21 protein-coding genes are annotated in these 17,611 nt (G+C 65.0%); 5 read left to right on the top strand and 16 right to left on the bottom strand.

What is annotated here, in order from left to right; genetic code table 11:
- Window positions 1–8: 8 nt before the first annotated feature.
- The 11 genes from KR767_RS09550 to KR767_RS09500 all read right to left on the bottom strand — a co-directional run bounded on the left by KR767_RS09550 (window position 9) and on the right by KR767_RS09500 (window position 10,785).
- Window positions 9–1,505: an efflux transporter outer membrane subunit gene (locus KR767_RS09550; RefSeq protein WP_250878947.1), complete on the bottom strand. Its 1,497-nt coding sequence runs from the start codon at window positions 1,503–1,505 to the stop codon at window positions 9–11.
- Window positions 1,506–1,507: 2 nt separating this feature from the next.
- Entirely contained in the window at window positions 1,508–4,606 is a 3,099-nt protein-coding gene (locus KR767_RS09545; RefSeq protein WP_250878946.1) for an efflux RND transporter permease subunit, read from the bottom strand.
- The gene (locus tag KR767_RS09540; protein WP_250878945.1) at window positions 4,599–5,723 is read right to left on the bottom strand and encodes an efflux RND transporter periplasmic adaptor subunit; all 1,125 of its coding nucleotides are present in this window, start codon (window positions 5,721–5,723) and stop codon (window positions 4,599–4,601) included. Before KR767_RS09540 ends, KR767_RS09545 begins: the two co-directional genes overlap by 8 nt.
- 202 nt (window positions 5,724–5,925) lie before the next feature.
- The gene (locus KR767_RS09535; protein WP_166950465.1) at window positions 5,926–6,144 is read right to left on the bottom strand and encodes a hypothetical protein; all 219 of its coding nucleotides are present in this window, start codon (window positions 6,142–6,144) and stop codon (window positions 5,926–5,928) included.
- A gap of 330 nt (window positions 6,145–6,474) precedes the next feature.
- The gene (locus KR767_RS09530; RefSeq protein ID WP_250878944.1) at window positions 6,475–7,209 is read right to left on the bottom strand and encodes an HvfC/BufC N-terminal domain-containing protein; all 735 of its coding nucleotides are present in this window, start codon (window positions 7,207–7,209) and stop codon (window positions 6,475–6,477) included.
- Window positions 7,206–8,045, bottom strand: coding sequence for an MNIO family bufferin maturase (gene bufB, locus KR767_RS09525; protein WP_250878943.1), 840 nt, complete (start codon window positions 8,043–8,045; stop codon window positions 7,206–7,208). Before bufB (KR767_RS09525) ends, KR767_RS09530 begins: the two co-directional genes overlap by 4 nt.
- A gap of 46 nt (window positions 8,046–8,091) precedes the next feature.
- Complete coding sequence (gene bufA2 / locus KR767_RS09520; protein WP_250878942.1) at window positions 8,092–8,358, bottom strand: BufA2 family periplasmic bufferin-type metallophore; 267 nt, start codon at window positions 8,356–8,358, stop codon at window positions 8,092–8,094.
- Between the two features lie 94 nt (window positions 8,359–8,452).
- A complete protein-coding gene (locus tag KR767_RS09515) occupies window positions 8,453–8,926 on the bottom strand; it encodes a DoxX family protein (RefSeq protein ID WP_250878941.1) in 474 nt (157 codons plus the stop codon).
- Complete coding sequence (locus KR767_RS09510; protein ID WP_250878940.1) at window positions 8,923–9,675, bottom strand: HvfC/BufC N-terminal domain-containing protein; 753 nt, start codon at window positions 9,673–9,675, stop codon at window positions 8,923–8,925. The genes KR767_RS09515 and KR767_RS09510 overlap by 4 nt, the downstream gene beginning before the upstream one ends.
- A complete protein-coding gene (gene bufB / locus KR767_RS09505) occupies window positions 9,672–10,502 on the bottom strand; it encodes an MNIO family bufferin maturase (protein WP_250878939.1) in 831 nt (276 codons plus the stop codon). Before bufB (KR767_RS09505) ends, KR767_RS09510 begins: the two co-directional genes overlap by 4 nt.
- Before the next feature lie 4 nt (window positions 10,503–10,506).
- Entirely contained in the window at window positions 10,507–10,785 is a 279-nt protein-coding gene (locus KR767_RS09500; protein ID WP_250878938.1) for a BufA1 family periplasmic bufferin-type metallophore, read from the bottom strand.
- Between the two features lie 130 nt (window positions 10,786–10,915).
- Here KR767_RS09500 and KR767_RS09495 point away from each other — a divergent pair, with 130 nt between their 5' ends.
- The 3 genes from KR767_RS09495 to KR767_RS09485 are packed head-to-tail and all read left to right on the top strand — an operon-like array spanning window position 10,916 to window position 12,808.
- Window positions 10,916–11,557 (top strand): DUF1109 domain-containing protein, encoded by a 642-nt coding sequence (locus KR767_RS09495; protein ID WP_166950478.1) that lies wholly within the window; start codon window positions 10,916–10,918, stop codon window positions 11,555–11,557.
- Window positions 11,558–11,597: 40 nt separating this feature from the next.
- Window positions 11,598–12,170: a sigma-70 family RNA polymerase sigma factor gene (locus KR767_RS09490; protein WP_208392646.1), complete on the top strand. Its 573-nt coding sequence runs from the start codon at window positions 11,598–11,600 to the stop codon at window positions 12,168–12,170.
- The gene (locus KR767_RS09485) at window positions 12,167–12,808 is read left to right on the top strand and encodes an NrsF family protein (RefSeq protein WP_250878937.1); all 642 of its coding nucleotides are present in this window, start codon (window positions 12,167–12,169) and stop codon (window positions 12,806–12,808) included. The genes KR767_RS09490 and KR767_RS09485 overlap by 4 nt, the downstream gene beginning before the upstream one ends.
- 521 nt (window positions 12,809–13,329) lie before the next feature.
- Here KR767_RS09485 and KR767_RS09480 read toward each other — a convergent pair.
- The gene (locus KR767_RS09480) at window positions 13,330–13,620 is read right to left on the bottom strand and encodes a hypothetical protein (protein ID WP_250878936.1); all 291 of its coding nucleotides are present in this window, start codon (window positions 13,618–13,620) and stop codon (window positions 13,330–13,332) included.
- Window positions 13,617–13,853, bottom strand: coding sequence for a hypothetical protein (locus KR767_RS09475; protein WP_250878935.1), 237 nt, complete (start codon window positions 13,851–13,853; stop codon window positions 13,617–13,619). Before KR767_RS09475 ends, KR767_RS09480 begins: the two co-directional genes overlap by 4 nt.
- Before the next feature lie 335 nt (window positions 13,854–14,188).
- On the opposite strand from KR767_RS09475, the gene KR767_RS09470 reads away from it, so the two are divergent.
- Together KR767_RS09470 and KR767_RS09465 are read left to right on the top strand one after the other, a co-directional pair.
- The gene (locus tag KR767_RS09470; RefSeq protein ID WP_250878934.1) at window positions 14,189–14,788 is read left to right on the top strand and encodes a carbapenem self-resistance protein CarG family protein; all 600 of its coding nucleotides are present in this window, start codon (window positions 14,189–14,191) and stop codon (window positions 14,786–14,788) included.
- A gap of 117 nt (window positions 14,789–14,905) precedes the next feature.
- Window positions 14,906–15,856 carry an MASE1 domain-containing protein gene (locus KR767_RS09465; protein ID WP_250878933.1) on the top strand — a complete coding sequence of 317 codons (951 nt, stop codon included), beginning with the start codon at window positions 14,906–14,908 and terminating at the stop codon, window positions 15,854–15,856.
- Window positions 15,857–15,990: 134 nt separating this feature from the next.
- Here the strand turns inward: KR767_RS09465 and KR767_RS09460 are convergent, their stop codons facing one another.
- The 3 genes from KR767_RS09460 to KR767_RS09450 are packed head-to-tail and all read right to left on the bottom strand — an operon-like array spanning window position 15,991 to window position 17,542.
- Entirely contained in the window at window positions 15,991–16,377 is a 387-nt protein-coding gene (locus tag KR767_RS09460) for a hypothetical protein (protein ID WP_166950500.1), read from the bottom strand.
- 3 nt (window positions 16,378–16,380) lie between these two features.
- The gene (locus KR767_RS09455; RefSeq protein ID WP_250878932.1) at window positions 16,381–16,929 is read right to left on the bottom strand and encodes a glycoside hydrolase family 108 protein; all 549 of its coding nucleotides are present in this window, start codon (window positions 16,927–16,929) and stop codon (window positions 16,381–16,383) included.
- Between the two features lie 52 nt (window positions 16,930–16,981).
- Entirely contained in the window at window positions 16,982–17,542 is a 561-nt protein-coding gene (locus KR767_RS09450; protein ID WP_250878931.1) for a response regulator, read from the bottom strand.
- Window positions 17,543–17,611: the final 69 nt, after the last annotated feature.

Raw genomic sequence — 17,611 nt, 5'->3', positions numbered from 1 at the left:
CCGGGAGTTTACCCGTGCGGCTGCTCCGTCGTGGCCGACGCGGTATCCGCGTCGTCGTGACGGTTCCACCAGCCGCCACCCAGTGCCTGGAACAGGGCCGTGGTGTCGGACAAGCGAGTGGCCTTGGCCTGTGCCAGCGACAACAGGGCCTGCCGCCAGAGCAGTTCGCTGGCAAGCACCTGCGACTGGCTGGCGTCGCCAAGGCTCAGCTGCTGCTGGAGGATGGACAGGCTGCTTGCCGCCGCGCGCTCCGCCCGCTGGGCCGCCAACAGGGCCTGCGTGTCGGCACGGATGGCATGAAGAGTGTCTGCCACCGATTGCAGGGCTGCCAGCACCACGCCGCGGTACTGCGCCGCTGCCTGGTCATAGGCCGCCTCCGCCGCACGCTGCTTGTGCTTGAGCGTGCCGCCGTCGAACAGGGGCTGGGTCAGGCCCGCTCCCAGGCTCCAGAAACCGGTGCTGCCCGCAAACAGCTGGCTGGTCTTCTCTGCCGTGGTGCCGGCGGTGGCCGTGATCTGGAGGTCCGGCAGGCGTGCCGCGACCGCCACGCCCACATCGGCGCTGGCGCCATGCAGGGCTTCTTCGGCCGCGCGCACGTCGGGACGTTGCTCCACCAGCTTCGCCGGAAGGCTGAGCGGCAGTTCCTTCGGCAGGTGCAATGATTCGAGGGTGAACACCGCCGGCACCGATTCGTCCGGACGCCGGCCCGTGAGCACGGCCAGCAGGTCGCGCTGTTGCGCCAGCTGCTTTTCCAGCGGTGGCAGCGTCGCCCTGCTCTGTTCCAGCGCAGCCACCTGCACGGCGATATCACCATCGGAAACGTCACCCAGCGCACGCTGGCGACGAAGCGTTTCGAGGATGCGACCCTGCGCGTCGATGATGCGCTGGGTGACGTCGATCTGCTCGCGCAGCGACGCCTCGCCGATGGCGGCATTCACCACGTTGCTGGTCAGCGTCAGATACGTGGCCTCCAGCTGGAAGCGCTGCGCCTCGGCCTGCGCCACGCTCGATTCCACCTGGCGTCGCGTACCACCCCAGATATCGGGCGAATACGACACACTGAGCTGTGCCGTGGTGAGGTTGTACAGGCTGGCATTGGACGCGGCACCGCTGGCGACATCCGCCGCCGTATCCTGGCGTGTGCTGTTCACGCTGCCGTTCACCGTGGGGAAATAGGCCCCGCGCTGGGCCCTCACGTTTTCCCACGCCTGGCGCAGCGCCGCGTGTGCGGCGGTCACGTCACTGTTATGCGCCAGCGCGTCGGCGATCAGCGCATCCAGCTGCTTGTCGTGGAACAGCGTCCACCACTGGCCGGGAATATCCATGCCTTCCACGATGTGCTGCGCGGCGTGCCCTGTCATTGGTCTGGGATGCGGCTCGTATGCCGTGGCCTTCGGCGCGTCGGGACGCTGGAAGTCCGGACCCACCGCACAGCCGGCGAGCCCGACGAGAAGCAGGGGCAGCAACAGGCGCGTGCATGCCCTGGCTTGAATGAACTGGCGCATGATCAGATCTCCTGCCCGGGCCGCGCATGACGGCGGCGACGGCGCTCCACGGAACGCTCCAGCACATCGTAGAAAGTGGGAAGGATGAACAAGGTCAGCAGGGTCGCGACCACGAGGCCACCCACCACCACCGTGGCGAGGCCACGCTGCACGTCCGTACCAATACCGGTGGCAAGCGCGGCGGGCAACATGCCTACGCTGGCGACTGTGGCCGTCATCAGCACGGGACGGAAACGCTCGCTTGCGCCGGAAAGCACCGCTTCGCGCACGTCATGGCCGTCACGGCGCATGCGATTGAAGTTGGCCACCATGATGATGCCGTTCTGCACCGCCACGCCAAACAAGGCGATAAAGCCCACGGCTGTCGCGATGTTCAGCGTTTCTCCTTTCACATGCAGCGAAATCAGGCCACCAAGCGTCGCCAGTGGCACCACGGCCAGCACGAGCAGGGCCTGACGCAGGTTGCCGAACTCGGCAAACAGGAACACGGCCATCACTGCCAGAACCAGTCCCATCACCAGCACCAGGCGCGATTGCGCGCGCTGCTGGTTCTCGAACTGGCCAGCCCACTGCAAGGTGTAGGTCGATGCATCGAAATGCACTTTCGACGCGATGCGCTGCTGGGCATCCGCCAGGTACTCCGACAGCGCGCGATCACGGTTGTCGATGCGTATCGTGATCTGCCGGCGCGTCTGCTCGTGGGCGATGGTGCTCTCGCCCGTCTGCATCGTGATGTGGGTGACCATGGCCAGCGGCACGCGGGCACCGGAAGGCGCCGTGAGCACAAGACGTCCCAGCGACTCCGGATCCGCCGCGATACCGTGCGGCACGCGTGCGGTGACGTTGTACACGCGATCGCCCACATAGGCCTGCGTGATGGCCGCACCACCCACGCCGGTCTGGATCAGCGTATTGATGTCCGACACGTTGATGCCATAGCGCGCCGCCGCGTCGCGATCGACGGTGACCGTCAGCTGGGGAATCGGCGGTTCCTGGAAGATCGAGGCGTCGGCGGTTCCCGGCGTGTCGTGCAACACGTCCACGATCTCACCGCCGATGCGGCGAAGCTCCTTGAAGTCGTCGCCATAGATACGCAGCACCAGCGGGCTGTGCGCGCCGCCCACCATGTCGTTCTCGCCATCGATGATCGGCTGGCTGATACCGGCGCTGATGCCGGGAATGGCTTGCAGCCGCTTGTTCAGACGACGAATGAACTCGGCCTTGGTTTCGCCGGACGGCCACTGATCGTAAGGCTTCAGGACCACACCCGATTCGATATGCGACGGGGTCCACGGATCGCTGCCGGTGTCGTTGCGACCCAGCTGAGTCACGACATGGCTCACCTCCGGGAACTCGCTCACCGCACGGCGATACTCGCTCGCCATCTCGCTGGCCTTTTCCAGCGACAGGCCACTGGGCAGCTGTACCTGCACCCAGAGCGAACCTTCGTCCAGGTCGGGAAGGAATTCGCGGCCGATGGTGGCGCCCAGCGATACCACCGCAATCAGTGCTCCCAGCGCAATGGCATAGGCAATGCGCGGGCGGCCTAGCAGTCGCTCCAGCGTACGCCGGTAGCCATGCTGCAAACGTTCAAGAGGCTTGTTGTGGAACATCTTGCGCGGCTTGCGCAGGGCGAGCCAGGCCAGCGCCGGAACGATGGCGATGGAGCACAGCAGCGCACCCAGCAAGGCGTAGCCCACGGTGTGGGCCATCGGCGAGAACAGCTTGCCCTCGGCACGCTCGAACGCGAGCAACGGCGCGTAAGCCGTGATGATGATCAGCGTGGCGAAGAAGATCGGACGGGCCACCTGCTTCGTGGCCGTCAGCACATCGGATTCGTGCAGCCAGCCTTCCGGACGCGATTCGCGCTTGCGCAGGATCGCCTCGGTAACCACGATGGCGCCATCCACGATCACGCCAAAGTCGATGGCGCCCAGCGAGAACAGGTTCGCGGGCATGTTGGTGAAGTGCATCACGATGAAGGCGGTGACCAGCGCGAACGGAATGGTCACGGCGGCCACCATCGCACTGCGCGGGCTGCCCAGGAACAGGATCAGCACGATGCAGACCAGGCCCACGCCTTCGATCACCGTGTGCGATACCTTCTCCACGGTGGACTGCACCAGTTCGTCGCGATCCAGATAGGGCACGATGCGCACGCCCTGCGGTGCCAGCTCCTTGTTCAGCTGATCCACACGGGCGTGGATACCCTTGAGCACCTGCGACGGATTCTCGTGGAGCAGCAGGTCCACGATGCCTTCGACGGCATCGGGGTTATTGTCCTTGCCGAGAATACCTTCACGGATCTGGTGCCCATACTGAAGCTTGCCCAGGTCGCTCACCCGCACGGGATCGCCGTTGTGCTGGGTGACCACGATGTCACCCATGTCCTTCAGCGAACGCATGAGGCCTTCGCCGCGGATCACATACGACTGCTCGCCACGGGTGACGCGACCGCCACCGGCATTGGTGTTGTTGGCGCTGAGTGCGTTGATGACGTCATTCATGCCGACGCCGAACTGCAACAGCTTCTGCGGATCGACTTCGAGCTGGAACTCCTTGGTGAAGCCGCCGAAGTTGTCCACATTGGCCACGCCCGGCACCTGTTGCAGCGCGGGGATGACCTTCCAGCGCTGGATCTCGGACAGCTCCATCAGGTTCTTCGAGTCCGAATCCAGCGTATAGCGATAGATCTCGCCCGCCGGACCGGATACCGGATCGAGCGTCGGGGTGACGCCCGGCGGCAGCGTGACGTTGGCCAGGCGTTCGGTCACGCGCTGGCGCGACCAGTAATCCTCCGCGCCTTCGCGGAAGGTGAGCGTGATGAGTGACAGGCCGAAGGTGCTGCTGGAACGCATGCTGACCACACCGGGCGTGCCGGCGAGGCCGCGTTCCAGCGGCGTGGTGATCTGCTGTTCGATTTCTTCCGCGGCGAGGCCGGGCACCTGGGTGGTGACCTGCGCGGTGACGTCGGCCAGTTCGGGATACGCCTCCACTGCCAGCTGCGTCCAGGCGTAATAGCCGTAGACGAGCACCAGCAGCGAGACGCCGAAGACGATGGCCCGGCGGTGCAGGCACCAGGCAATGAAACGATCAATCATTGATCAGCACTCCGCCGAGCGTCACCACGCGATCGCCCGGCGCGAGGCCCTTCACGATGCGGGCTTCGTCGCCTTCGTCGCCACCGAGCACCACGGCGCGGCGGCTGAACGTCCACGGCGCGGTCTCCACGAACACAGTGACATCGTCGTTGTTCATCAGCAGGGCCGATTGCGGCACCAGCACGGCCTGCACGCGCGGCACGTCGAAGGTGGCCGTGGCGTACATGTTGGCCTTGAGTTCGCCCTGTTCGTTCGGCACGGCAATGCGCGCCTTCACGCGGCGCGAGTCGGGATCGAGCACATCGCTCACCGATTGCACCACACCATGGAAGGAACGCCCCGGCCATGCGGGAAGCGTCACCTCGGCCTGCTGGCCGCGGGCCACTTCATGGACGTCGTTCTCTGCGACATTCGCCGTGATCCACACATGCCCCAGGTCGGTGATCGTCATCAGCGAGGCGTTGGGATCGTTCGCGAAACCGCCGACGGCAGCCGACAGTGCCGTCACGCTGCCATCCACCGGCGACACCACGGCCACGCCACGCGCACTGCCCGTGCCGCTCACCCTGCCCAGCGAGGCAAGGCGACTGGATGCCCGCTGGAATTCGGCCTGCGCCTGCGCATAGCTGCTCTGCGCGGCTTCGAGATCTTTCTGCGCGGCACCACCTGCTTCGTTCACGCCCTTGGCGCGTTCCATGGCCTTGCTGGCAAGCTCCATGGCATCGCGGGCGCGCGCCTCGTCGGAGGATGCCTGCGCGTAATCGCCCGAAGCGATCACGGCCAGCACCTGGCCGCGCGTGACACGGTCACCCAGCGCCACTTTCAGTTCGACGATGCGCCCGGTGACCGGCGGCAGGATGTTGAGTGTGTGACTCGGATCGGCTTCGACGATGGCCGGGGCCGTGAGTGCATGGGCAAGGTCGCGCACCGCGACCGCCTGCACCTTCAGACGGTCACGCAACGGCGAGTGTTCGGGTACGCGGCGGATACCGTGGTCATTGACCACGATGGGCGCGGCATCCTGCTCCGCTGCACCATGCGAGCAGCCGGCAAGCAGGAAGATGATAGCGGACGCGAGAAAAGCGCGGGCGGCAAATGCGGGCGTGCGGAAAAGCATGGAGATTCCCTTGGGCAAACGAACGCACCCACGGCGCCCACCGGTAAGGTGAGCGTCGTGGGCATGCGGAAGGGAAGGCCCGTCCGCGGTGGAATCGTTACTGTCCGCCGCGTCCGGAGAAACGGCGGTCAGTACGACGGCTGGCTGGAGCGGGGACTAGGGTCTGGATCCAAGGTCGTCGTTCTCCTCGAATAACGAGCGGTCAGGCCGCGATGTGGGACGTGGCGTGACCATGCCAGCGGGCTACCGGACGGCCGCAGCCGGGATCGGTTTCCCAATGCATGTCGATGACGGATGCAGGCACCTGCGCATCGGCGTGCGACGCGGGAACGGTGATATGCCAGGTATGCGGACGGACGCGACGGTCCGGTGCGAAACGACCTGCGGCGAGCAGGTGGAGGACAGCGTTAACGAGCTTCATGGCCCATCTCCTCGGGTACGGCGCCTGTGGCTGCCGCAAGGAGTGGGCCGGTCTTCCCTAGTCGAGGAAAGCGCCGGCCGACCGCTGGCGGTCGCCGCAGGCAATCGGGTTGTGATGCTTTGTCGGCAACCGAAGCGAGCGGCTGTCGACGTGGCGACTAGGGTAGGTGTCCATATGCCTTTGTCTGGGTGGACGGAGGGCCCGTCAGCAAGGGGCTGCCGGGTGTGGGCATTGTCTTGCTGCGATGCGGCGGAGTCAACGCATTTCGGCGCTCTTTTCCGACTGTTTACGCACTCTATATGCCGGTTCGCAAGAACCTGGGGAAAACCGTCAGGCGCGCAGGCTGCGGATCATGCCTTCTGCGGTCCAGGCGCCCAGGCAACCACCCGCGATACGGGCTGCCTGCTCCCCTTCGTGGGTGCGCCCCAGCCAGGTGCAGATCTCGCCGAAGCTCGCACCGGCCAGTGCCAGGTCGAGGCAGGCCGTTTCGTCGGCCGTCATGCTGGCAAAGCGGGGTGACAGGCCCTGCCGCCATACCCGGGCCCCTACCCCGTCTTCCACGAACATGGAGACGGGGGGATCGACGCCGTTGGCAATGGCCCGCCAGATGGCCACGGCATTGCTGCGCATCCGGCGGATACGCAATGTCGGCACGAAATCGAACTCGACGCGGTCCCAGTCATCGGCCACCAGCTCGCCGACCTGTACGGCAACGGCATCGGGGCCGGCAAAAGCGCGACGCAGCTGCCAGTCGAGCCAGGCCAGCTCGGCGATCTCGGGATCGATGGAGTATTCGTTCTCCAGTTGCTGGATGAACGATTCGCCATAGGCATCCAGGGTCCACGATGCGGGCGGGTTGGCATCGACGTAACGCGATGCCGCCGCATCAAAGGCATCGTCGCCGAGCCAGAGCCGTGTCTTTTCATATGTCTCGCCCAGACTGGCGAGAAGCTGCGCGCGGTAATTGTTGGCGTAGACGGCCATGCCGCGCGGATCGGTATCCGAAGGCACGAGCCCACGAGCCAGCGCCGCCACGAAGGCCTTTTGCCAGTCGCGCAGGTTCATGCCGCCTGTCGCCGCGACGCGGCGGCAAGGTCACGGGCGTGTGCCACTTCGGCAAGCAGTTCGCCCAGCGGCGGAATGTGGTCGTCGCGTTCGATCATGATGGCCACCTCGCCCAGGCGGGCGACGAAGCGTTCGTACAAGGCCCATACCGAATCAGGAACCGGCGCGTCGTGCGTATCCACCAGCATGTCGCGACCCTGGCTGTGGCCCGCAAGATGCACCTGGCGCACGCGATCGAGCGGAAGGCGTTCGATCCAGTCGTCCGGGTCCAGGCCGTGGTTGGTGGTGCTGACGTAGATGTTGTTCACGTCCAGCAGGAGATAGCAGTCGGTGCGCGCGCAAAGCTCGGCAAGAAAGCCTGCCTCGCTGAGGGCTGCATCGGGAAACGAAAGATAGGTGGACGGGTTTTCCAGCACCAGCTGGCGCCCCAGTACATCCTGGGCGAGCTTCACGTTGTCAGCGACCAGCGCAAGCGCTTCCTCGGTATACGGCAGCGGCAGCAGGTCGTGGGAGTTGAAGCCGGCGATACCGGTCCAGCACAGGTGATCCGACACCCACAACGGGTCGACGCGGTCGGCCAGATGACGCAGGCGGCGCAGGTAGTCGCGGTCGAGGCCTTCGCCGCCGATATTCATGGAGACGCCATGCAGCGCCACCGGATGCCGTTCGCGGATACGCGACAGTACGTCGAGCGGACGGCCACCCTCCACCATGAAGTTCTCGGAGATGACCTCCACGAAATCGACAGGCTGCACCTGTTCGAGGAAATCGGCGTAATGCGGAATGCGCAGGCCGAGACCGAAACCGTGGAAGCTGGGAAGCGAAGAGGTGTTCATACAGACCCCGGTGGTCCGGCCGCCCCATGGCGGCCGGACCGGCAGATTACTTCGCCGGAGCCGTGGTGCTGCCGCCGGCGGACGTGCACTTGTCGGCCGACACTTCCTTGAAGCCCTGGCCCTTGCAGGTGTTCTGGCCCTTGCAGGCGTTGTTGGCGGTCTTGCAATCCGACTGGCCCTTACAGCTGTTGATGCCGTAGCAATGCACGGTATCGCCAGCCTTTTCAGCGGCCTGGGCAGGAACCGAGATGGCGACGGCCGAGACGGCGAAGAGGGCGGCGGCGGCGGCGATGCTGCTGGTCGAGGTCTGCATGGAAGTACTCCGTGGTTTGGGGTTGTGCCGTAGTGGCACGAGGATATTCGTGCCCGCTGCGGTTTCGGTTACACACGTATACGGACAAATACCGTCAGTGGATGCGGAACACGCGATCAAGCGACAGACGACCGCCACCACGCGCGATGAGATACAGCAGGATGGCCGCCCAGGACAAGTGCGTGGGCCATGCATCCGGGTATACAAACACTTCAATGATCGTAGTCATGCCCAGCAATAGCAGGGCTGACGCCCGCGTGAAGAGGCCCATCACAAGCAGCATCGGCACGAAGGTCTCCACATAGGCCGACATATGGGCCGCCACCTCTGGCGGCACCAGGGGCAGCTTGTATTCGGTGCGGAACAGCTCATAAGTGCTTTCCGTAAGGGTCAGGAAGCCCTCGACCTTGGTCCGCCCGGACTGGAAGAAGATGGCGGCAATCGAGACACGGGAGAGCACGGCCAGCAGGTCGTGCCCGATCCACCCGCTTACCCGATCGGCCAGGGCATTCCAGCGATCCCGCAGGGAAAAGGTTTGCTGCATCGCGGCAACATCGTGACGGTTCATGGGTTGGTTTCTCCATGCGCAAGGACAAAGAGACCGGCCAGCTGGCATCCGGCGAGGATGCGGTCGATGGCGGCGTCGGGGTGAAAACGATGGGTATGCACGGCAGCCTCGGCGAGCGTGCTGCCTGATGCACAGGCTTCGATGAACATCAGGCAGGGCGCACCGACGTCATGCACCGTGACCTGCATATGCGCGCGAACCACCACGGCGTGTTCGGGCTGCCATGCCAGCTCACCTTCAACGGCACGGCCTTCGCGACTTGCGCGCCAGATGGTGACGGCCGGGTGCGGTGATCGGAACAACCGCAGCGACGCATGCGGTCGCACCGTCACCGACGACAACCCGTCTTCCGTGAGTTCGACCCACATCGCCGACGGCATCGGAATATCGTCGGCGGCGTTCTGGCTTTCGGTCCAAAGGCGATCCAGCCGGGCAACGTCGCCGAGATAGGGAACATCGGCTGCCTGTTCGGCAGCATCGAGGAACGCGGGAAAGAGGTCGCCGTAAAACATCAGGCGAGGGTCTTCCGGAGGCGACATCTCGACGTATGCCGCCGCCGCAGCACGAAACCAGTCGCGACCGACAAGGCAGGCCACCGACGGAAAGTTTGCTTCGAGTGCATCGATACCCGCACGCAGCGTGGTGTTGCGATACACATCGAAGCCTGCCTGGCGTGCCGGAAGGAAATGGCTTTCCGCATCGCCGAGCGCATGCAGGAAACGTCGCTGGTAATCGGCAAGCCCACTCATGCGACCTCCCCGTGACGCAGCAGGTGGTGCGCACGCGAGCGTTCATCCAGCAAGGTAGCGAACGACGGCACGTCGCCATCGCGCTCGATCAACGTGGGACGCTGTCCACCGTGCTCGATCACGGCGGCGTAGAGCGACCACACCGCGTCATCCACCGGGGCATCATGCGAGTCGATCAACAAGCTCCCGCTTGTCGACTCATCCACGGCGTAACCCGCGAGGTGGATTTCCATCACCTCATGCAAGGCAAATGCATCGAGATACTCCCGCGCGTCATAGCCGAGGTTATGCGCACTGACGTGCACGTTATTGATATCAAGAAGAAGGCCGCAGCCACTGCGCCGGGCCAGCTCCGCGAGAAAATCCGTCTCGCTCCACTCATGGCCTTCGACCACGACGTAATGCGACGGGTTTTCCACGGCGATGCGCCGACCCAGCGCATCCTGTGTGCGTTGCACGTTTTCCACGACACGAAGCAAGGCTTCGGTGCTGCGCGGGAACGGCAGCAGATCGGGGAGGTAACGACCTTCCCATGACGACCATGCAAGATGTTCGGATACCATGGCGGGCTGCACGCGATCCACCAGGCGGCGCAGTCGCGCCAGGTGCCTTGTATCCGGTGCCACTGGCGAGCCCAGCGATAGCGATACGCCATGCAGCGACAGCGGGTGATGCTGTGCGAGCGCATCGAGCATGGCCAGGCGTGGGCCGCCATCCACCATGTAGTTTTCCGGATGCACTTCCAGCCACACGCCGGGCTCGGCGCAGGCCAGGGCCTCGTCGATGTGCTGCGGCTTGAAGCCGAGACCGGCGGTGAGCGTGCTCATGGCATCAGGCTTCTTTGGTGAGCGAGCCATGACCCTTCGGGGTCTGGATCGACGTGCAGGTGCCGGTCGGCACGTTCTTCCATGCGTTCTTCTGGTAGTCGGCCTTGGCGGTACCGGCGCAGGTGGTGCCCGGACCGGCGGCACAGTCGTTCTGGCCGGCCTTGGCGACGCCCCAGCACTTTTCGACCTTGGACTGGGCCGCGTCGTCGGCATGGGTGGCACCGGCCACGAGAGCGGCAACGGCGAAGGCGAAGGCGAACGAGGCGGCGTGACGATGGTTCATGGCGATCTCCTGGACTTGCCGGGCAGGGCGCCCGGGTTCATCCATTCATTCGCCACGGCGAGCGGATCGGTTACAAATTTTTTTTCTTCGATGCTGTAACCGGCGACCTCGCGCGCGCGAATAGCCAGACATGCACACCCGAGACCTCATCGATACCCTCGCCAGCAACCTGCGCCCCGTGCGCCGGCACGCCGTGGCGCGACGGCTGGCGTGGTCGTCGACGCTGGGGGTCGGTGTGGCCCTGGCCCTGCTGCTTACTTTTGGTGGCATGCGCGACGACCTGCCTGCCGTGCTCGACAACCCGGTGTTCTGGCTGAAGGCGCTGTTTCCGGCGACGGTGGCGGCGGCGGCACTGCTGCTGGCGGCGCGACTGGCGCGACCGGGTCAGCCCACGCGCTGGGCATGGCTGCTGGTGGCACTGCCGCTGCTGGCGGTCTGGGTCGCTTCGGCCTGGGTGCTGGAAACCGCCCCGGCCGCGCTGCGCATGCCCATGGTGCTGGGGCATACCTGGCGGGTGGCCACCTTCAACATCCTTGCGCTGTCGCTACCCACGTTCGCGGCAACCTTCTGGGCCGTGCGCGGACTGGCACCCACGCGGCTCCGGCTGGCGGGCATGGGGGCGGGCGTGCTTGCCGGCGCGCAGGCCGTGCTGGTCTATACGCTGTATTGCACCGAGATGGCGGCGCCTTTCTGGGGCACCTGGTATGTGCTGGGCATGCTGCTGCCGACGCTGGCGGGTGCCTGGCTGGGACCGAGGCTGTTGCGATGGTGAGCACGCTCCCGCTATACCATCGCCCATGGATGCGCCGCCGATGACTCCGAACCCGACCGCACCGGCTCCGTCGCCGGCCGAGATCGCGTTGCGCGGCAGCTTCATCGCCGGCCTGCGTGGCGACGCGGCCGAGTACCGGCGTTTCCTGGATGGCCTGACGGGTTTCATGCGCGCGTACCTGCGCCGGCGCCTGCCGCGTGCGCAGGACGACGTGGAGGACATCCTCCAGGAGACCCTGCTGGCCGTGCACAATGCGCGTCATACGTATCGCGAGGATCAACCGCTCACCAGCTGGGTCCACGCGATTGCCCGCTACAAGCTCATGGATTTTTTCCGCGCGCACGCGCGCCGCGAGGCCCTGCACGATCCGCTCGATGACGATGCCCGCATCTTCGTGGATTCGGACGTGGAGCCGGCCAATGCGCGGCGCGACGTGGGCCGTTTGCTGGAATCCCTGCCTGAGCGCCACCGGTTGCCGATCGAGATGGTGAAGCTGCAGGGTTTGTCCGTGGCGGAGGCTGCCAAAAAGAGCGGCATGTCCGAATCGGCTGTGAAGGTGGGCGTGCACCGGGGCCTGAAGGCCCTGGCCGCCAGCCTGCGAGGTTCCTTATGAAAACCGATGACCTGATTGCCATGCTTGCCAGCGAGGCACCGGCGGTGGATCCCCACCAGCCGGCACGCCGGTATGCGCTGGCGGCATTGGCAGGGCTGGCCGGTGCGTTGCTGCTCATGGTGGCGATGCTTGGCCTGCGCCCCGATATTTCCGACGCGATCCGCCTGCCGATGTTCTGGTGTCGCATGGCGTATGCCGCGAGCATTGCCGGGGTTTCGTTGTGGGCCGTGAGCCGTCTTGCACGCCCGGGCATGCCGATGGGGCCGCGCTGGTCGGTGGTGGCGTTTCCCGTTGCCATCGCATGGGTGGCTGCGGCGTGCATCCTTGCGCATGCAAACATGGAAGACCGCGTGCCGATGGTGATGGGGCATACGTGGAAGGTGTGCGCCGTACTGATCGCCACGCTTTCGGTGCCGGCATTCGTCGCGATGTTGTTTGCGGTACGCGGCATGGCACCGGTGCGCCCCCGGGCAACGGCGGCGGCCGTGGGCTTGTTCGCAGGCGCAACGGCAACCGTGGCCTATTGCCTGCACTGCCCGGAAATGGCGCCGCCCTTCTGGGCCCTGTGGTATCTCGCCGGCATGCTGGTCCCTGCCGCCATCGGCGCCCTGATCGGCCCCCGCGCCCTCCGCTGGTAACCCTCCCCTGTAGGAGCGCGCCTCGCGCGCGACCGGTTGGAACGGTGTCGCTCCGTAGTAAAGCGGCCCTTGTGGTGCGTCGCTCCGTAGGGTGGGCTCGCCTGTCGGCCTCGCGCTCGGCGCGTGTGGCGTGGTCGCCTGGAGGCGACGGGGGCGGCCCTTGGCGCTCCGGCTTGCGGTGTCCCTCGGGAAAGGAGGAGCCGCTACGCGGCTCAGTGTCTTATGGCTTACGCCCCTTCGGGCCCGGGGAGCGGGCGGGGTTTTTCGACTCGGCTCCTGCCTCGGCGAAAAAGGCCGGCCTTCCTAGCCGGCCCCGCTACGCGGCCTTTTCCGCCCGCTCCCCTCACCTCCATCAAGTCGCGCCAAGGGCCGCCCCCGCCGCCTCTACCGATCTCACGGTGATCTTGTAGGAGCGCGCGTGCGCGCGACCGGTTGTGCGAAAACCATCATCGTTTCGATGCATCCGGTCGCGCGCAAGGCGCGCTCCTACAGGGATACGGTGTCGTCAGGTGCATCGCTTCCTATCGCGACATCCTCCAAAGCCAGGCCGCCCCCAGCGACGCGCCTACCAATCCCGCACTCGCCGCGTCAAACACCATCCCCGGCCACACCTCCCGCGGCAGCAAACACCCGTGCGCCGCCATATCGCCCACGGCAAACGATCCGGCAATAAACGCCACAAACGACAACACCGAAAACATCCGCGCCCCCGTCGCCAGCGAACACCTCTGGCCATAACTGCTCAGGTAGACAAGCAGGATCACCACCAGCAACACCAGCGCCACACCCACTTCCCACAGCCCCACGATCATTTCGCCCCTCCCAGCGCGCGCACCTCATCCCACATGCGCCGCACGTTCGCCTGCCTGGTGCATTGCAGGCTCATGCGATACAGCACGTTGACGCCCGACATCGCCCGGGCGACGCACCGCTGATTCGGCAATTCGGTTTCCGCCATGTATTCGGTCAGCACCGACTGCATCGCCTCGGCATATGCCTGCCACGTGGTCGCATCGACTTTGGCGCTGATCGATTCGATATCCATCGTGCGACACGCGCGCCCTGTAGGAGCGCGCCTTGCGCGCGACCGGTCGAACGGCAACGATGATGTTCTGCGCGATGAATGGTCGCGCGCAGGCGCGCTCCTACAACAAGCTGCGATCACGATGGGTAGAGGCGGCTGAGGGAAGAATGCCGCGTCCAGGCGGTGAACGGGGTCATGACGTAAACTTCGCCATGACCTTATACCTTGCTCTAAGCAGGGTTGCAGGTAAGTGTCCTCGGGTGTTCTAAGCACCCCGACAACGTTCCATATTGGCGCCATATCCGCGCCTCAAACACTTGATAGACTTTCCTCGCCCCAATCGAAGGATTCGAATCATGTGCCGCCCGCTTACGCTCATCGCTGCCATGCTGCTCGCCGCGCCAGCTTTCGCCGCCGGCAGCACTCCGAAGATTATCCCGGTTAACAACGGACCTAACACCATCACGCTCGGTGGACTTCCCGCCATGGCCATGCGTGCGTGGCGCGATAACTTCAATGCACATAGCTTCGATGTGATCACCTTCTACGTTCGCTCCTCTGGCGATCCGAAGGCCACCTGGAATCTCGTTCCCGTATTCAAGAAACCCGACGGCAAGCTGGACGACGAGAAGCTGAACATCACGGCCGGTGGTGGCGCGGATTGCACGCTGGATGATTTCCGCCTGCTTCGCTCCGCCGATGGCAAGATCGAGACCCTGGTACTGGCCCATCGCGATTTCGGCGAGAGCTATGCGGATGACGCGCCGGTTCACTTCATCTGGTTCAACCTGACGAAGAACGAGGATCAGGATGTTGGCCAGCCGGCGCTATATTTCAAGCAGGATCGGCAAACCCAATCGAAGAAGCGCTACTGCGACGTCAATGTCGCCTTTGACCGGGAGCTTCATCTCGGCGAGAAGAGCGGCACGGGCGGCTTTTCGGATACGCACGACTGAGGGCGTCGACAGACAGCCCGATCGCTCCTAATATCCCGAAGACGACGCAAGGCTGCGGGTCGGCGAGATAGTACGGACGTTGCAGGTAGTTCTTGGCAGTCGAAGGGGGGACTTCGCATGCAGTGGAAATCCAGGGCGCCCGTCTATTGGGGGCACCACTTTGCGATCACCGCCGCTTACACGGGCACGTACGACATTCTTCGCAATATTACCCTCGCTCACCTTGTTCCGACGGCGGGACTTCGACTGATCTGCCTGCTGCTGGTGCCACGCAGGTACTGGACAGCACTCGTGATTGGCGAGGCACTACCCGTTGCGGCCATGGCGATCACCACCGTTGATCGATTCGGCCCGGCGTACGGCATGATCTCATCGCTGCCGCCCATCGTTCTTTGCATGCCGATCGTAGCGTGGTTCACGCAATACACCCGATTGAAGCGGCCTGACGGTAACATCGATATAAACGGGATGTGGCTCGCCGTAGCCTTGAGCGCACTTGCCACGACGGTCGCATCCTGCGCATCCATCCTTCTGCCGCGCGCTCCGGATGGAGGTTCTCTGTACCACATACCCGGTGATGAAGCCCTTGCCTTCTTCCTGGGTTACTACCTGGGTGCGTTGACACTTGTTTCTGCATGCCTTGCGCTGAGAGAGCGACACCGTGCTCTCGACATTCCGTTGCGCTGGCATCACGTTCGTGAAAGCAGGCTTTTCCGTGATGTGCTGTTCCTGCAGATACCGCTGCTTGCCTTCATCCTCATCTACGTTCATGTGAGCGGAGGCCGCGCACTGGTTTACGGCCGGATGGCTACCTTGCTCCCTCTCCTGATGCTCGCCGCCAGGCATCATTGGCATGGAGCCGCCATAGGCGGCACGCTATCCGTCGTTGCCCTCATGTTCACCGCCAGCGACTTCTACGATCCGTCGCTTGTTCCTGCGCAGACGGTGATTGCTTTCACCATGACCACATGCATGGTTCTCGGTTCAGGCAAGCCATGGCGTTCGACCGCCACCGACGGGCTCAGAAGCCTGGCAACAAAATGGCGCCGGTCGCCAGCACCGCCATGAGGCATACGACGAGGCCTCCGACATATGGTCGGCGCCGAGCAGGTGCGTACTGCCCATCAAGCTGCTCAAGCACCAGCGCTTGCCATTCCACCGGGACGCGGATGCGGCGGATTTTTGCACTACGTTCCATGGGTTTATTCCTCACCGTGATAGTTGAGCGGAAGGGGGCGGCCGTCGAGCTCTACCCGGGGGCGCCAGCCGTCCACGGCGCGATATGAGATGCGCATGCGGTGGGGACGGCTGCGGCTGAGCCAGCGCCAGCGTGGCTTGCCCAGGTTGAGGATCAGCTCCGGCAGGGGCTGGCCGCGGATGCGGCGCAGGCGCAGATAGCAGTCGAACTCCAGCGACAGCAGGGTCATGTCCGGTTGTCGATGATCGCGGAAGGTGGCGATCGGCAGCACCAGCGGGCTGGCCGGGTCGCCGGCACCGGGAAGGTCCACCCGGACGCTGTTGGCGTCGGAGGTTTTTTCCACGGCGTCGCGCAACGTATATAGCAAGGTGTCGAGGGCACACTCGATCATGGCTCAGTGCTCCCGCTCCACTGCAGGAAAATCCGGGAAGGCGGCCACGCGTTCCAGCCAGCCATGCAGGTAACGGGCAAGCACCGGCCGCGCCCGCACCAGCTCACGGTAATACTCCCCCCGGGCGTGCTTGTAGCGGGTATAGACAGTGTACGGATCAGCGCGGTCCAGGGCGGTCAGCGTGACCTTGCCGACGCGGCCGTCCACCGCCAGCGCCGCGCCCAGGCCGTTGAGCACCCGCTGCAGCAGGCGGGTGGCCGCTTCGCCGGAGCTCACATGAAAGTCGGAGACGATATTCGCCACGGGCTGGAAGGCGATCTGGTCGCCGCCCACCACGTCCCAGTGCAGGGCCTTGTAGATGGTGCCAGCCTGCTCGTCGGTCAGGGCCAGCAGGGCGTGCAGGGTCGGCTCGATGCCCAGCAGGCGCTCGGCGCAGTGCTGGAAGGTGGCAAGGGTGATGCCCTTGTACATGATCCCCGGGCCGGTAATGTCGTTGAAGTAGCCGCCCTCGAAACGAAGCAGGGTCGGCAGGAAGCGCTGGAAGTCGGCCATGGGTCTCTCCGGTAAGACAGTGGCGTGGATGGGAAAGGGTTCAGGCGTCGGGTCAGCAGGGTTCGCGCAGACCGGGTCGCGGCATCGGCCGCGGATAGCGCAGGGCCACGGGGGCCGGCGGCGCCATCAGGGCTTCGAGCTCGGGGGTGAGTTCAGGCGCGTGGCGACCCTGGACCGGGGCAAGCCGCTGCCAGCGCTTGCCGTGCAGCAGGAAGGCCGCGACCTCGGGGCTCACGTAGTAGCGGGTGCGCATCACGGACTCGATGGCCTCCATCAGCACCTCGTACCCGTCGCGCTTGCGGACGAAGCCATGCGAGCCGGCGTCGAACACTGAGCGGATGGCGCCGGCCTCTTCCTGGGCCGTGAGGCACAGCAGCCTCGTCTCCGGGCACAGCCCCGCGATCCGGCGGGCGGCGTGCAAACCGCTCAAGCCCCGCATCGAGCTGTCGAAAACCATGAGGGACGGCCGGGTGGCCATCGCCAGGCGTACGGCCTCGAGGCCGTCGTCGGTGGCGCCGACCACCTGGAAGCCCGGGGTCGACGAGAGCAGGGTCGCGAGTGTGTCGCGGGCCACCTCATGCTCGTCGGCGAGAAGGACGGTCACCGTGGTCACGGCGATACCCCTTCCGGCACCCGGCATGAGCAGGAGGCGTGTGACAGAATGCGAGAGGCGTGGTGACCG

The organism is Luteibacter anthropi, assembly GCF_023699965.1.
Taxonomy (GTDB): domain Bacteria; phylum Pseudomonadota; class Gammaproteobacteria; order Xanthomonadales; family Rhodanobacteraceae; genus Luteibacter; species Luteibacter anthropi.
This window is presented reverse-complemented; position numbering and strand designations above follow the sequence as displayed.